This window comes from Sphingomonas sp. CL5.1 (genome assembly GCF_013344685.1).
In the GTDB taxonomy this organism is placed as follows: Bacteria; Pseudomonadota; Alphaproteobacteria; order Sphingomonadales; family Sphingomonadaceae; genus Sphingomonas.
This window is the reverse complement of the sequence record NZ_CP050137.1, coordinates 3857322-3870755: the sequence shown is the minus strand read 5'-3', so window position 1 is coordinate 3870755 and position 13434 is coordinate 3857322. Positions and strand designations below refer to the sequence as shown.

Annotated in this window: 16 protein-coding genes; 8 read left to right on the top strand and 8 right to left on the bottom strand. The window is 67.0% G+C overall.

From position 1 onward, the window contains the following. The first annotated feature begins 10 nt into the window (after positions 1 to 10). From F9288_RS18585 to F9288_RS18575, 3 genes are all read left to right on the top strand, one after another. The gene (locus F9288_RS18585; RefSeq protein WP_174838150.1) at positions 11 to 760 is read left to right on the top strand and encodes a glucose 1-dehydrogenase; all 750 of its coding nucleotides are present in this window, start codon (positions 11 to 13) and stop codon (positions 758 to 760) included. Between the two features lie 136 nt (positions 761 to 896). Beyond that, entirely contained in the window at positions 897 to 1331 is a 435-nt protein-coding gene (locus F9288_RS18580; protein ID WP_174838149.1) for an Lrp/AsnC family transcriptional regulator, read from the top strand. Continuing rightward, entirely contained in the window at positions 1328 to 1795 is a 468-nt protein-coding gene (locus F9288_RS18575; protein ID WP_174838148.1) for an Lrp/AsnC family transcriptional regulator, read from the top strand. Before F9288_RS18580 ends, F9288_RS18575 begins: the two co-directional genes overlap by 4 nt. 6 nt (positions 1796 to 1801) lie before the next feature. On the opposite strand, the gene F9288_RS18570 is transcribed toward F9288_RS18575, so the two are convergent. The 5 genes from F9288_RS18570 to F9288_RS18550 are packed head-to-tail and all read right to left on the bottom strand — an operon-like array spanning position 1802 to position 5389. Further along, positions 1802 to 2269 carry a nuclear transport factor 2 family protein gene (locus F9288_RS18570; protein WP_174838147.1) on the bottom strand — a complete coding sequence of 156 codons (468 nt, stop codon included), beginning with the start codon at positions 2267 to 2269 and terminating at the stop codon, positions 1802 to 1804. Then, positions 2266 to 3354, bottom strand: coding sequence for a DUF1214 domain-containing protein (locus F9288_RS18565; protein ID WP_174838146.1), 1089 nt, complete (start codon positions 3352 to 3354; stop codon positions 2266 to 2268). The genes F9288_RS18570 and F9288_RS18565 overlap by 4 nt, the downstream gene beginning before the upstream one ends. After that, positions 3351 to 4130, bottom strand: coding sequence for an SDR family oxidoreductase (locus F9288_RS18560; RefSeq protein WP_174838145.1), 780 nt, complete (start codon positions 4128 to 4130; stop codon positions 3351 to 3353). The genes F9288_RS18565 and F9288_RS18560 overlap by 4 nt, the downstream gene beginning before the upstream one ends. Then, positions 4120 to 4587 carry a nuclear transport factor 2 family protein gene (locus F9288_RS18555; protein ID WP_174838144.1) on the bottom strand — a complete coding sequence of 156 codons (468 nt, stop codon included), beginning with the start codon at positions 4585 to 4587 and terminating at the stop codon, positions 4120 to 4122. The genes F9288_RS18560 and F9288_RS18555 overlap by 11 nt, the downstream gene beginning before the upstream one ends. A gap of 13 nt (positions 4588 to 4600) precedes the next feature. Beyond that, positions 4601 to 5389 (bottom strand): SDR family NAD(P)-dependent oxidoreductase, encoded by a 789-nt coding sequence (locus F9288_RS18550; protein WP_174838143.1) that lies wholly within the window; start codon positions 5387 to 5389, stop codon positions 4601 to 4603. 138 nt (positions 5390 to 5527) lie between these two features. Here F9288_RS18550 and F9288_RS18545 point away from each other — a divergent pair, with 138 nt between their 5' ends. After that, positions 5528 to 6304, top strand: a complete 777-nt coding sequence (locus tag F9288_RS18545; protein WP_174838142.1) for an SDR family NAD(P)-dependent oxidoreductase — start codon at positions 5528 to 5530, stop codon at positions 6302 to 6304. Between the two features lie 22 nt (positions 6305 to 6326). On the opposite strand, the gene F9288_RS18540 is transcribed toward F9288_RS18545, so the two are convergent. After that, positions 6327 to 7238 (bottom strand): alpha/beta hydrolase, encoded by a 912-nt coding sequence (locus F9288_RS18540; RefSeq protein ID WP_254620955.1) that lies wholly within the window; start codon positions 7236 to 7238, stop codon positions 6327 to 6329. A 43-nt stretch (positions 7239 to 7281) separates the two neighbouring features. On the opposite strand from F9288_RS18540, the gene F9288_RS18535 reads away from it, so the two are divergent. Continuing rightward, complete coding sequence (locus tag F9288_RS18535; protein WP_174838141.1) at positions 7282 to 8370, top strand: helix-turn-helix transcriptional regulator; 1089 nt, start codon at positions 7282 to 7284, stop codon at positions 8368 to 8370. A gap of 93 nt (positions 8371 to 8463) precedes the next feature. Next, entirely contained in the window at positions 8464 to 9633 is a 1170-nt protein-coding gene (locus F9288_RS18530; protein WP_254620954.1) for a sulfotransferase, read from the top strand. 41 nt (positions 9634 to 9674) lie between these two features. Here F9288_RS18530 and F9288_RS18525 read toward each other — a convergent pair whose 3' ends face one another. Both F9288_RS18525 and F9288_RS18520 read right to left on the bottom strand, forming a co-directional pair. Further along, positions 9675 to 10439 (bottom strand): SDR family NAD(P)-dependent oxidoreductase, encoded by a 765-nt coding sequence (locus F9288_RS18525; RefSeq protein ID WP_254620953.1) that lies wholly within the window; start codon positions 10437 to 10439, stop codon positions 9675 to 9677. 243 nt (positions 10440 to 10682) lie between these two features. Continuing rightward, on the bottom strand, positions 10683 to 11681 hold the full coding sequence (locus tag F9288_RS18520; protein WP_174838139.1) for an AraC family transcriptional regulator: 999 nt from the start codon (positions 11679 to 11681) through the stop codon (positions 10683 to 10685). Here F9288_RS18520 and F9288_RS18515 point away from each other — a divergent pair. Beyond that, complete coding sequence (locus F9288_RS18515) at positions 11680 to 11847, top strand: hypothetical protein (RefSeq protein WP_174838138.1); 168 nt, start codon at positions 11680 to 11682, stop codon at positions 11845 to 11847. The genes F9288_RS18520 and F9288_RS18515 overlap by 2 nt on opposite strands. 50 nt (positions 11848 to 11897) lie before the next feature. Next, a complete protein-coding gene (locus tag F9288_RS18510; RefSeq protein ID WP_254620952.1) occupies positions 11898 to 13433 on the top strand; it encodes an NAD(P)/FAD-dependent oxidoreductase in 1536 nt (511 codons plus the stop codon). Position 13434: the final 1 nt, after the last annotated feature.

The following is a 13434-nucleotide window of genomic DNA, read 5'->3' as shown; positions in this document are numbered from 1 at the left end:
GGAAAACGCGATGGCAGGATTGTTCGAAGGGAAGACCGCATTCGTCACTGGCGGGGGTGCTGGTATCGGTCGCGCCACCGCGCTCGCCTTCGCGGCGGAAGGAGCGAAGGTCGCCGTCGCCGATCTGAAGGGCGCGGAGGCGGTCGCCGCCGAGATCATCGCGGCCGGCGGCGAGGCGTTCGCGATAGAGCTGGACGTGACCGACGAGGCGGCGGTGAACGCTGCGGTCGATGCTGTGGTGGCGCGCTGGGGGCGCCTCGATTGCGCCTTCAACAATGCCGGCGTGACGCTGGAGATGCTCGGCACGCCGTGGGGCGACCTCGATGCCTATGACCGCACCGTCGCGATCAACCAGCGCGGCGTGGTGTTGTGCATGGCGGCGGAGTTGCGCCACATGGCGGCGCGGAAAAGCGGGGCGATCGTCAACACCTCGTCGATCGCGGGCCTGTCCGGCGCGGGTGGCGCGGCCTATTGCGCCAGCAAGCATGCGGTGATCGGCCTCACCCGCTCGGCCGCGCTGCGCTTCGCGGCGGAAGGCATCCGCGTCAACGCGGTCTGCCCCGGCGTGATCGCCACGGCGATGACCGCGCCGATCGCGGCCGATCCGCAGGGCAAGGCCGTGCTCGACCAGATGATGCCGATCGGCCGGATGGGCGAGGCGCGCGAGATCGCCGATGCGGTGATCTTCCTCTGCTCCGACAAGGCGAGCTTCATCACCGGCCACCCGCTTGCGGTCGACGGCGGCTTTGCCGCGCGCTGACGGCGGCGAAGCGTGTTGACGGCCCGGCGCGGGTAGCTACACCTGCGCCGCGATTTGGAGACATGCGTTGCGACCAGAGGGCAAGGGGGATCGGCGCGGACGCGGCCGAAAGCCGGCCGAATATGATACCGACGATATGGACGAGCGGATCATCGCCGCGCTGCGCCAGAACGGGCGGATCGCCAATCGCGACCTCGCCCGCGATCTGGGGGTGAACGAGGCGACCGTCCGCACCCGTCTGCGCCGGCTGGAGGATGCGGACATGCTGCGCGTCGTGGCGATGCGCGATCTGTCGGCGATGGGCTTCGAATATCTCGCGCCGGTGGGCGTGCAGGTGAAGGGCCGCTCGGCGGCGGCGGTGGGGGAAGACCTTGCGCGGATCGAGCGGGTCATCACCGTCAACGTCGCGATCGGCACGCACGATCTGGAAATCCAGGTGGTCGCCACCAGCCTTTCGGAGATGCAGGAATTGCTGACGGAGGTGATCGCCAAGGTCGACGGCGTGGCGCGACTGTTCCCCAGCCTCGCGCTCAAGGTGCTCAAATACAATCCGGAATGGGCGCCTTTATGACCCGTATCGCGCTTGACGAACTGGACGAGCGGATCATCGAGCGGCTAGGGCATGACGCGCGCGTCTCCAACCGTGAGATCGGGCGCGAGTTCGGCCTGACCGAAGGCACGATCCGCGCGCGCGTGAAGCGGCTGCTCGACAACAAGGTGATCCGCGTCGCGGCCGTCACCAACGCCAACCGGCTGCGCAATCCGATCCTCGCCTATCTGTGGGTGGAGGCGGACAGCGCCTCGGATATCGAGCGTGTCGCGCGGGCGCTGGGCGCGCTTCCCGAGATCACCTTCGTCGCGACGATCCTTGGGCGGGCCGACGTGCTGGCGATGACATTGGTCGAGAATGGGGCGGAGCTGACCGATTTCCTCCACCAGACGGTGGACAAGATTCCCGGCGTCCACCGCGTGCGCTACAGCCTCGGCCAGAATTTCATCAAGCACGACTATCGCTGGTGCTCGCTAGTCGATTGAGCGGGATCAGCCGTTGACCCAGCCGGCCGTCACGCCCGCCGGCCCGATCGTGCCGTCCACGATCGCGCGCGGCTCGGATCGCGAATAGCTGATTCGCCAGCCGTCCGGCGTCTTGCGGTAGCGGTCGTGATAGAAATTCGCGAGCATCCGAAAGGCGCCGCTGCGCGGATCGTAGGTGGCATAGCCGAGGTTCCAGCGGGCGCGAGCCTCGTCGCCGTCCACCTCGATCTCGCCGTTATGTCCCTGATGCACGTCGACGATCGGCGTGGTCGCCGCCATCCGCATGAACACGTCGATCAGCCCGTCGACGCCGAAGCTGCCGAGCGGCGGGAAGTCGATCTCCGCATCGGGGGTGAAGCACGCGCGGATCGCCGCCACGTCCTTCGCGTCGCAGGCGTTGAGATAGCGCGCCTTGAGGCGGCGGATGTCGCTCTCCGCCTCCAGCCGGGCGATGCGGGACTCGAGGTCGTTCATGGCAACTTCTCCACGCGCGTGGCCGGCACCGGATGATCCTTCGCCCCCGTCCAGCGCAGCAGCATCGTGCCGTGGGCGTGCCCCGCCGTATCGAGCCAGTTGCCGAAGCCGGAATCGCGCGCGGCGATCACGATCGTCACCGTGCCGTCGGGATTCGGTTTCGCCCCGTGCGCGTTCACATGGATCTTGTGATGCCGGTAATCGAGCGATTCGAACCAGACATTGTCCACCTGGAAGTTCCAGAAGGTGCAATTCGGGATCGGCGTCTCGATCACCAGCATCTCGTCCGGCGCGAGCTTCCAATAGCCGTGCAGGTAGAAGATCGTGGGATCGCCACCCGCCTTCTGGAACATCGTCTGATCGATCGTGGCGAGCCGGTTGGCGTCCGCCAGCAGCATGTCGGTCCAGCGCAGGAAGGTGCGCGCGGTGCCCTCCACGAAGGCGGCGGCGCGGTGCAGGCCCTGCTCCAGCATCGCGGCGGTGAGCGGTTCGGGCGTCGCGCGTGGGCGGTCGATTGCCTCGATCCTCACCGTGGCCGGAATCTCATTGTCATGATCGAGGAAGGTCTGGCGCACGATCAACATCGAGCTGTCATCCGCCAGCGGCAGCCAGTTGCCGGACGCGCGCTCCCTGCTCACGACGATCTCGAAGCCGCCGTCCGGGCCGAACGCCATGTCCGCCGAATCCAGCTCGCCGGTGGAGGCCATCGTGCCGTCGACCGCATAGCGGTTCGCCTTGGTGCCGAAGCTCAGGATCGGCACCGACCCGCGATTGCCGGTGAGGCGATAGGTTCGCGCGCCGCTGATCGCGGCGTTCATGTAGATATTGTCGGGATTGTCCGCCCCGATCTTCGCGGTCGGGTGCGAGGCGGCGTAAAAGCCGGGGAAATCGCTGTCGGCATTCTCCAGATGCATGTCGAGCGCGATGCGGGTCAGGCGCGTCAGGTAGCGATAGCCCTCCGCCCGGTCGATCGGCGTGTGCGCGATCGGCGCGCCCAGCACCACCTCGCCGATCGCCTCCAGCTTGCGGCAGAAATCGCGCCACACCTCGCCCGAGGCGACGCGCTGTTCCACGCCCCCGCTCATGGCGCCATATACTGGCCGCCGTTCACGTCGAGCGACGCACCGGTGACCACCTTCGCATAATCGGAGAGGAAGAAGAGGACGGTTTTCGCGCAATCCTCCTCCGGCGGGATGATGCCGAGCGGGATGCGCGCGGTGACCTCGCCCACCACCGCGTCGCGGTCACGGCCGGCGGCGACCTCGCGGTCGATCCAGTCGTGCACCGGCTTGCCGCCGATCCAGCCCATGCGCGTCGTGTTGACGCGGATGCCGTGCGGGCCGAAATCCTTCGCCATGTGCCGGGTGAGCACGTTGAGCGCGCCCTTGCCCGAGGCATAGCCGCCCTCGCCGGGGAAGGGGTTGACGGTGGACATGGTGGAGACGTTGACGATCGCCCCGCCGCTTTGCGCCTTCATCGCCGGGAATACCGCCTGCGCCATGCGCAGCGCGCCGAGGCAGTTCACGTCGAGCACCTTCAGCCAGTCGGCCGGATCGGCCTGATCGACGGTCGTCCAGTTGCCGTGGATATAGGCGCTGTTGACGAGGCCATCGATGCGGCCGAATGCGTCGAGCGTCGCCTTCGCCAGCGCCGCGCATTGGCCCGCGTCGGTCACGTCGGTCGCGCGGGCGACCACCTCGCCGCCGCCCGCGACGATGTCGTCCGCGACCCGATCGAGGAACGCCTGGTTGCGCGCACCGATCGCGACCTTCGCGCCCTCCCGCGCGGCGATCCGGGCGAGCGACTGACCCATGCCCGGCCCGACGCCGCTGACGATGATGACCTTGCCCTCAAGCAGCATGATATTCGTCCTCCGCCATCACCGGCACCAGATCCGGAGGCGCGTCCTTCATCCACGGATCGGCTTCGGCGCGGTGCGTGATGCGCCAGCCCTCGGGCGTGCGCACGAGATCGTCGACATAGGTCGCGCCGACGAAGAACAGATGGTCGCCGCCCGGCCGCGCGAGCCGCATCGGATTGAACAGCATCGTCCGCGCGCTCGCCCCGTCGCCATCGAGCCGGATCAGCGGCGGGCCGATCAGATGCTGGGTGAGGGGGAAGGCGGCGAGCGCCTTCGCCAGCCACGGCTTGATCTTCGCGTAATCGCCGGTCTCGCCGCCCGTCACCGCGTAATCGAAGGTCGCGTCGGGCGTGAAAACGCGATCGAGCGCGTCGAAATCCTTCGCGTCGATCGCATAGACATAGATGGCGAGAAGCTGCTGGATCGCGACGATATCGGCGACGGCGCGCGGGTCCATGCCTGCCGCTCCGTCAGGCGCCCAGCCCGTCGGGCGCGCCGGGCAGCATCGGCTGGTAATAGCCCGCCGACCAGCCGCCATCCACCGCCAGCTCAGCCCCGGTGATATAGCTCGCCTCGTCGGAGGCGATGAACAGGCTGGCGCGCGCGATCTCCTCCGGCTCGCCGATGCGTTGCAAGGGCACGCGCCTGTAATCCTTGTTGAGCGCGTCACCGGCCAGCCCCATCGGATTGCCCATCTGCGTGTTGACGCCGCCCGGATGGACCGAGCAGACGCGGATGCCGCGCGGCCCCAGCTCCATCGCCAGCGATTTGCTCAGCCCGCGCACCGCCCATTTGCTTGCGCTATAGACCGACAGGCCGTTGCAGCCGCGCAGCCCGTCCACCGACGAGATGTTGACGATCACGCCGCGCCCGGCCTTTGTCATCACCGGCGCGACATGCTTCGCGCCGAGCATCGCACCGAGCACGTTGATCGCCAGCACGCGCTCCGCCTCGCCCGCGTCGAGCATCTCGATCGGCGTGAAGTGGACCACGGCGGCGTTGTTGACCAGGATATCGACCGTGCCGAACGCCTCGATCGCGGTGGAGACGGCGGCGGCCCAATCCTGCTCCGAGCGCACGTCGAGCTTGCGGAACCGTGCGTTGCCGCCGATCTCCGCCGCGACGGCCGCGCCCTTGTCCTCGATCACGTCGCCGATCACCACGCGCGCGCCCTCGGCGGCGAACAGCCGCGCGGTCGCCGCGCCCATGCCCTGCGCGCCCCCGGTGACGATCGCCACCTTGCCGTTCAACCGTCCCAAGTCATCCTCCTACCATTGTCGCTATTAATCTTGTTGGGCGCGATATGCGTTATATTATAGCTTAACAATTGCGCATTTCGATGTATATTTCCACGAATATACACGGCATGCAAGGTGATCCGGGTGAGGGAGAGCGAAATGGACGAGAAACTGCTTTTCCCCGAGGGCGCGGCGCTGATCTTCGGCGCGACGGGCGGGATCGGGCGCGCCGTCGCACTCGAATTCGCGCGCTCGGGCAGTGACGTCGCGGTCGTGTGGCGATCGAAGCGCGAGGCTGCCGAGTCACTTGCACGCGAGATCCAATCGCTCGGGCGGCGCGCCAGTGTCCATGCCTGCGACGTCACCGATACGGCGGCGGTGGACGCGACCGTCGCGGCGGCCGTGGCTGCGCATGGGCGCGTGCATACGATGGTATGGGGTGCGGGGCCGCTCGCCGATCAGGTCTATCTCGCCGAAACGAGCGACGCGCAATGGCGGCGCGCGATCGATGTGGAGGTGCATGGTTTCTTCAACGCCGGGCGCGCGGTGATCGCGCACATGCGCGGCGCGGGAGGCGGCTCGATCATCCATCTCGGCTCGGCGGGCGACCTGCGCTGGCCGGACAAGGACGGCCTGTCGGTCGCGCCCAAGGCGGCGAACGAGGCGCTGGTGAAGGGCTTCGCGCGCGAGGAAGGGCGATACGGCATCCGCGCCAACACCGTGCTGGTCGGGGTGATCGAGGCGGGGATGTTCCTCGAACTGACCCGGCAAGGGGTGTTCGACGAGGAATGGACGCGCGAGGTGCACAAGAACCTAGCGCTCAAACGCTGGGGCAAGCCGGAGGAGATCGGTTACGCCGCCGTGTTCCTGGCCTCGTCGAACGCCGCCTATGTCACCGGCCAGCAGATCGCGGTGGCGGGCGGGTACGGCATCTGACCGTGCCCGCCCGTGCGTCGGCTCACATATCGAAGGCGCTGCGCAGATCGGCGGCGGCAAGGTCCAGTGCCGCGTCGGCGGGCGGCAGGACGCCCGGCATGCTGGCGAAGCCGTGGAACACGCCCGCCACGCGCTCCAGCCTGACGAGCACGCCCGCCGCCTTCAGGCGAGCGGCATAGGCTTCGCCCTCGTCGCGCAGCGGATCATATTCGGCCGTGATGATGGTCGCGGAGGGGAGGCCGGAAAGATCCTTCGCGCGCAATGGTGCCGCGAGCGCGGGCGGATTCGCCACTGCTTCGCCGACATATTGCTCCCAGAACCAGCGCATCATCGGGGCGGTGAGGAAATAGTCCGCGCCGTTGGCGCGATAGGATTCGCGGGTGAAATCGGCGTCCGTCACTGGATAGATCAGCAACTGGTGCGCGATCGCGCGCCCGCCGCGTTCCTTCGTCAGCAGGCACAGCGCCGCCGCGAGGTTGCCGCCCGCGCTGTCGCCGGCGACCGCGATCCGGCCGGTGTCGATGCCCGGCCCGGCATCGCCCAGCGCCTGAAGCGCGCCATAGCTCGCCTCCAGCGGGGCGGGGAACGGATGTTCCGGCGCGCGGGGATAATCGAGCGAGACGACCGCAACCTGCGCCTTGGCGGCGAGCGCGCGGCAGGTGACGTCGTGCGTTTCGATGCTCCCGCACACCCAGCCGCCGCCGTGGAGGAAGAGCACCACGGGCAACGTCTCGCCGGGCCGCGGATGATAGAGCCGCGCGGGTGTGCCTGCGAGCACGAGGTCACGCACCTCGGCCACTTCCATTTTGGGGAAGGGGAGGGGTTGCACATCCCCGAGCCGGAACGCCTCGACCGAGAACGGTGCGGCGGTGGAGGGAAGCCGCTTCATCATCTCCAGGATCTGTGCAGCGGCGGGATGGAGGGGCATGGTCATTCTCCGTTGGTCAGAGGGCTTGTGGGGAGCATAGAGGGCCGGGATGGCAAAACCTGATCAAGGCGCATTCTCCGATCTGCTTTTGGCGCTCTATGGAGGGCTGCTGGAGGCGACGCCGTGGGAGCGTTTCCTGCGCGATTTCGCGGCTTGGCTCGATGCGACCTATGCCACGCTGATCCTGACCGCGCCGGGCATGACGACGCCGGGCGCGATCCTGACGCCGGGCGCGCCGGCTGAGCGGAGCGAGGAATATGCCGAGAGCTTCTTCGCGAGCGATCCGTTCACGGGGCTTCCCGAAGGCAAGGTGACGGCCTTCGCCGAATTCCTCGGCGGCGAGATGGCGCGCGACAGCGATTTCTATCGCGACTTCCTCGCGGCGGCGGGGGGCGACCAGATTCTCGGCGTCGACCTTCGCTTCGACAGCGGGTTCGAGGCGCGATTGCGCGCGACCCGCGATCGCAGCCGCCCCGATTTCGGCCAGGCCGAGCGCACGGCGTTCCAGGCGATCGTCCCGCACCTCCGCCACGCGATCGGCCTGTTCGAGCGACTGCAGGTTTCCGGCGCGGAACAGGGCGTCTATCGCGGCACGGTGGAGCAGATGGGGGTAGCCGCGATCATCCTCAACCGCGACGGCCGGGTGGTGCGGACGAACGCGGTCGCGGACCGGCTGCTGGCGGCGGGAGATGGGCTTGCGGTCGCCGATTGCCGCTTGCGACTCAAGGACGCGGCGCAGCGCAAGGGGCTGGACGCGCTGCTGCGATCGCTCGACGCCGATCCCGCCCCGCAGCGTTTCCGCATCGCGCGCGCCTCGGGCCATGACCTCGCGGCGATCGCCAAGCCAATCGCCGCGCCCGCCTTCATGCGCGGCGGCGCGGCGCTCGCCCTGTTCGTCAGCGATCCGGGGCAGGAGGCGCAGTTCGATCCCGAAGCCATCCGCGACCTGTTCCAGCTTACCCGCATGGAGGCGAACCTCGCGGTGGCGCTCGCCAGCGGCCGTTCGCTGGTCGATGCGGCGGACGCGTTGGGCATCGCGCACAATACCGCGCGGTCGCACCTGCGCTCGATCTTCGCCAAGACCGGTGCCCGCCGCCAGTCGCAACTCGTTCACCTGCTGCATGGCGGAGTCCAATAAGGTTGCATGTCCTTGCGCTGCTGATACCATGTATTCATACGAATATCACGAATGTATAGCTGATATTCTATTGATATGCGAAGGAGAGGTGGTGTGGGTCAGGAGCGGGTTCCCGATCGTGAGGCGCTGGTCGCCGAGGCGCGGGCGCAGACCGGGCTGGACGATTTTGGCGACACTTGGTTCTTCGCCAATATCGACGCACTGGTGCCGTCGCTGAACGGAGAAGCCCAACTCAGTGCTGCTGGCGTGGCGGTGGCGAGGGGGATGATCGTCAACGGCCTCGTCAATCGCCTGCGCCATGTCGATCTGGTCAAGCGCCATCCCGAGATCCTCGACGAGCAGGTCGAGGCGGCGGCGGTGGTGGTCGGCCTGCCGCGCACCGGCAGCACGATGCTCCACCGGATGCTCGCCGCCGCGCCGGGGATGACCGGCGTGCGCTGGTTCGAGGCGCAGAATTATGCACCGTTTCCCGGTGAGGAGCGCGGACGTCCCGAAGCGCGGCGGCAGGCGGCACAAGGGCTGCTCGACTATATGGTCGCCAATATCCCGGACCTGATGTCGATCCACCCGATGAGCCTCGACCAGCCGGACGAGGAACTCATCATTCTCGGCCAGCTCTATTCGAGCACGATGATCGAAGGGACATACCATGTCCCCGGCTTCGCGCACTGGCTGACGGAGCATGACCGCGCGCAATGCTATCGTGATCTGAAGCAGATACTGCAAGCGCTGCAATGGCAGGACCCGGCGCGCAAGGGCGCCCGCTGGGTGCTCAAGACGCCGGGGCACCTGATGACGCTCGATGCGGTGATCGAGGTGTTCCCCGAAGCCCGCATCGTCATGACGCACCGCGATCCGGTCGCCACGGTGCCGTCCTATTGCAGCATGGAATACAGTCTGTACCGCATGGTGTCGAACACGATCGACCGCGAGAGCGTCGCGCGTTTCTGGGTGCCGCGGCTGGCGCAATTGCTCGATGGCTTCATGCGGGTGCGCGACGCGGTGGACGGGCGCAATTTCATCGACGTGCGCTATCCCGATCTGCTCACCGATCCGATCGGTCAGGGCGAGCGCGTGCTCGCCGCCGCCGGGGTGGCGGTCACGCCGGACGTTCGCGCGGGCATGGCGCAATGGATCGAGCACAACAGGCGCGAGGATCGCGCGCCGCACAGATACACACTCGCGGATTTCGGGCTGGACGAGGCCGAGGTCGCCCGGCCCTTCGCGACCTATCGCGCGCGGTTTATCGAACCGGGAGCCTGAAGCGGCCTGCATATTCCTGTCCGGCGGCCCGGCTATCTCCCTTATTGCGGCATCGGCGGGTAGCTGGCCAGGAAGCCGGCGTCGGCGATCATATACTGGCCGTTGATCCCGCCCGAGCGCGGGCTGGCGAGGAACAGCGCCAGCTCGGCGATATGCTGCGGCGACAGCATCCCGGCATAGGGCACCGTTTCGAGCGTATCCGCCGGGGTGATGGTCGGCACCCCCTCCACGCCCAGGATCGCGGTGGCGACCGGACCGGGGCAGATCGCGTTGACGCGCGCGCCGCTTGCGGCAAAGGCTTGCGATGCGGATCGCACCAGCCCGATCACCCCATGCTTGGCCGCGCTATAGGCGGCGGCGACGCTCAGCCCGATCACGCCGGAGGTCGATGCGGTGACGACCGCCGCCCCGCCGCGCGACAGCGCGGGTTGCACCGCCTTCAGCCCGAGATACGCGCCCTTGAGGTTGATCGCGACCATGCGGTCGAACGTCGCCTCGTCATGTTCCTCGAAGGAAAGTTGGGCATAGGCGCCGGCGTTGAGATAGGCGACGTCGAGCGCGCCGAATGTGTCGATCGCCGCGCGCACCATCGCCGTATTGTCTTCCGCGCGCGAGATGTCCGCCGAGACACCGTGTGCCTGGGCGCCGCTCGCGCGGATCAGTTCGGCGACCGCTTCCGCGCCGTCGCGGTTCATATCGACGACGATCACCGCCGCGCCCTCTTGCGCGAAGCGCTGCGCCGTGGCCGCCCCGATCCCTGACGCGGCGCCCGTGACCAGCGCCACCTTGCCTTCGAACATGCCCATCGATGCCCATCCTCTCGTTAAGGAGCGAGAGCGTAACGTCGCCGCGTGTCGCGCACCTGCTCCAAATGGAGGAGGTCGTGATGCGGGCCCGGATCCTTCCATCTTGGCGACAGGATAGGTGGCGACCGGCGCGAGGAACATCTCGCCGGACGTCGCGAATGGCCGGCGCTTGTAACAATTTCGGAATAACGAGACGATTCCTGTCGAGCCTTTCCCCTCCCTGTCGCCCGGATATCGCCGTCCTCAGTGCGCGGCGTGGAGATCCGCCAGACGCAGCTTGCGGAAGCGGAGCGGCGCGGTGCCGTTCCATCGCTTGAAGGCGCGCGTGAAGCTTGCCGTTTCAGCATATCCCAGCATCTCGCCGATCGTCTCGATCGACATGCCTTCGCGCATCAGCAGCAGCTTTTCGGCACGCTGCCGGCGGCTTTGGTCGAGGATCAGGCTGAAGTTGAGGTTCTGCTCGGCGAGCCGGCGGTTCAGCGTGCGCTTCGACAGGCCGAGATGGCGCGCCGCTTCCTCGACGGATGGCTGCGGCCCCTTGCAGCCGCGCAGGAACTCCGCCAGCGCGCCGCCGATATCGCGCGCGAGCCGGCCGCGATTGACCTCCTGCCGGCACTGCTCAACGTAGGTTTCGGCGGACATCGCATCGGCCATCGGCAGGCGACGGCTTTCGGCGCCCCTGGCGAAGGTCCACATCGTCCGCTCCGCGCCGAAGTCGACACGGCAGCCGTAATCGCGCCCGAACTCGTCCCATCCGGCCGGCTTCGGGATCGTCAGGCTGACGGATTCGAACGGGAAGGGACCGGATATCATGCCGTCGTGCATCCGTCGCAGCGCGCCGAGATCGCGCACCAGGCAGAATTCGCGCAGGGATTCCGGCACGTTGCTCTCATCGACGACGAGGCCGCGGATCGTCCCGCCGCCGTCGCGAAGCGGATTATAGCTCAACAGCGAATACGTCAGCTCCTGATAGGAAGTGGCGATCATCACCGCATCCGCCACTGTCTCGGCGGAGAGCAGCGCCAGCCCCCATGTGCCATAGGCCGTCAGGCAATAGCGGTTGCCCATCTCATACCATGCCCGCGCATCGCCGGCGGTCGCGTTCGCCACGCTGGTCTGGAGGCGCCATTCATCGCGGGCGTAGATCTTGGCGCCGGGGTGCTCGATCGCCAGCGCCTCGACGCGCGCGTCCTTGCAGATGTCGTTCCACGAGACATCGTGCCGCAGCAGCGAGCTTCGCATGATCCTCGCGCTTTGCGTCGGCAAGCGCACCGCGGAGAGCGATTGCGGTATCATTTCCACCATCCCGGCCCAGCGCGACGTAGACGAGCATGTTTGGCGCGCCATGTCAAAAATGTGGCGCGATTCGATCTTCCCTCCCGCGCGATCCGGCCCCATCTTTCGATGATGATGAGGAGGGGTGGCACAAGCTCGTCCCAAGGAGAGGCGGAAGGACAGATGATGGTTGAGGCAACCGGATCGGCGCGCGCGGCGGCCCCGCATGTCGACGTGCTGATCATCGGCGCGGGCATATCGGGCATCGGCTCGGCGTGGCACCTGCAACACCAGTGCCCCGGCAAGAGCTACGTCATCCTCGAGATGAAGGACACGTTCGGGGGCACCTGGGAAACGCACAAATATCCCGGCGTCCGTTCCGATTCCGATCTCTACACTTTCGGCTATCGCTTCAAGCCTTGGGTCGGCGCGCCGATCGCGAGCGGGGCGGAAATCCTCAAATATCTCGGCGAGGTGATCGAAGAGAACGGCATCGGCGAGCATATCCGCTACGGCCACCGCATCGTCTCGTGCAACTGGTCGAGCGAAGACGATCGCTGGACGGTCGAGGCGGTGCGCAACTCGGACGGCGCCACCGTCACCTTCACGGCCGGCTTCCTGTGGGGTTGCCAGGGCTATTACGACCATGAGAAGCCCTACGTCCCCGACTGGCCGGGGCTGTCGGATTACAAGGGGCGCTTCATCCATGCCCAGCTCTGGGACCCGGCGATCGATTATGCGGGCAAGCGCATCCTGGTGATCGGATCGGGCGCGACGGCGGCGACAGTCATCCCCGCCTTCGCCGAAAAGGCCGCGCATGTGACGATGCTCCAGCGCTCGCCGACCTATTTCTATTGCAGCGAGAACAAGAACGAACTGGCCGACCGGCTGCGCGAGATCGGGGTGGACGAACCGACGATCCACCGCGTCGTGCGCGCGCAGGTCATGTTCGACCAGGACCAGCTCACCCGCCGTTGCCAGACCGAGCCGGAGCAGGTGTTCGAGGACCTGAAGGAACTGGTCCGCGCCTTCACCGGCAAGCCGGATTTCCAGTTCGAGCCGCATTTCACCCCGCGCTATCGCGTGTGGCAGCAGCGGCTGGCCTTCTGCCCGGATGGCGACATCTTCCGCGCGGCAGTGTCGGGCAAGGTCACGGTCGTCACCGACACGATCGATCGCTTCACCGAGAAGGGCGTGCGGACGAGCAGCGGCGAGGAGATCGAGGCGGACATCATCGTCGCGGCGACCGGCTTCAACCTGTCAGTGATGGGCGGCATCCCGTTCGAGGTGGACGGAAAACGCGTCGATTGGGCGCAGACGGTCACCTATCGCGGCATGATGATGACCGGCGTGCCCAATTTCGTATGGGTCATGGGCTATTTCCGCGCGAGCTGGACGCTGCGCGTCGACATGATGGGCGATTTCGTCTGCGCTCTGCTCAACCATATGGACGAGATCGGCGCGAGGAAGGTCGAGATCGCGCTGCGGCCGGAGGATCGTGGCATGGCGATCCTGCCGTGGATCGAGGCGGACAATTTCAATCCCGGTTATCTGATGCGCGGGATCGACGCGATGCCGCGTCGTGGCGACAAGCCCGAATGGCGGCACAATCAGGATTATTGGGCGGAAAAAGATGCCTTCCCGCATATCGACCTGAACGATGCGGCGTTCCTTTACGACGGCGCACCCGCGCCGCGTGAGGCGGTTGCCGCCGAATAGG

Bases quoted from the DNA above. Each gene is read 5' to 3' on its own strand.
- F9288_RS18520 (WP_174838139.1), bottom strand. From the start codon at position 11,681: ATGCGAAGCTCGCTGCTGCGGCACGATGTCTCGTGGAACGACATCTGC.
- F9288_RS18570 (WP_174838147.1), bottom strand. From the start codon at position 2,269: ATGAACGACCTCGAGTCCCGCATCGCCCGGCTGGAGGCGGAGAGCGAC.
- F9288_RS18585 (WP_174838150.1), top strand. From the start codon at position 11: ATGGCAGGATTGTTCGAAGGGAAGACCGCATTCGTCACTGGCGGGGGT.
- F9288_RS18525 (WP_254620953.1), bottom strand. From the start codon at position 10,439: ATGGGCATGTTCGAAGGCAAGGTGGCGCTGGTCACGGGCGCCGCGTCA.
- F9288_RS18515 (WP_174838138.1), top strand. From the start codon at position 11,680: ATGATCCTCGCGCTTTGCGTCGGCAAGCGCACCGCGGAGAGCGATTGC.
- F9288_RS18535 (WP_174838141.1), top strand. From the start codon at position 7,282: ATGGCAAAACCTGATCAAGGCGCATTCTCCGATCTGCTTTTGGCGCTC.
- F9288_RS18540 (WP_254620955.1), bottom strand. From the start codon at position 7,238: ATGACCATGCCCCTCCATCCCGCCGCTGCACAGATCCTGGAGATGATG.
- F9288_RS18510 (WP_254620952.1), top strand. From the start codon at position 11,898: ATGATGGTTGAGGCAACCGGATCGGCGCGCGCGGCGGCCCCGCATGTC.
- F9288_RS18560 (WP_174838145.1), bottom strand. From the start codon at position 4,130: ATGCTGCTTGAGGGCAAGGTCATCATCGTCAGCGGCGTCGGGCCGGGC.
- F9288_RS18580 (WP_174838149.1), top strand. From the start codon at position 897: ATGGACGAGCGGATCATCGCCGCGCTGCGCCAGAACGGGCGGATCGCC.
- F9288_RS18555 (WP_174838144.1), bottom strand. From the start codon at position 4,587: ATGGACCCGCGCGCCGTCGCCGATATCGTCGCGATCCAGCAGCTTCTC.
- F9288_RS18545 (WP_174838142.1), top strand. From the start codon at position 5,528: ATGGACGAGAAACTGCTTTTCCCCGAGGGCGCGGCGCTGATCTTCGGC.
- F9288_RS18575 (WP_174838148.1), top strand. From the start codon at position 1,328: ATGACCCGTATCGCGCTTGACGAACTGGACGAGCGGATCATCGAGCGG.
- F9288_RS18565 (WP_174838146.1), bottom strand. From the start codon at position 3,354: ATGAGCGGGGGCGTGGAACAGCGCGTCGCCTCGGGCGAGGTGTGGCGC.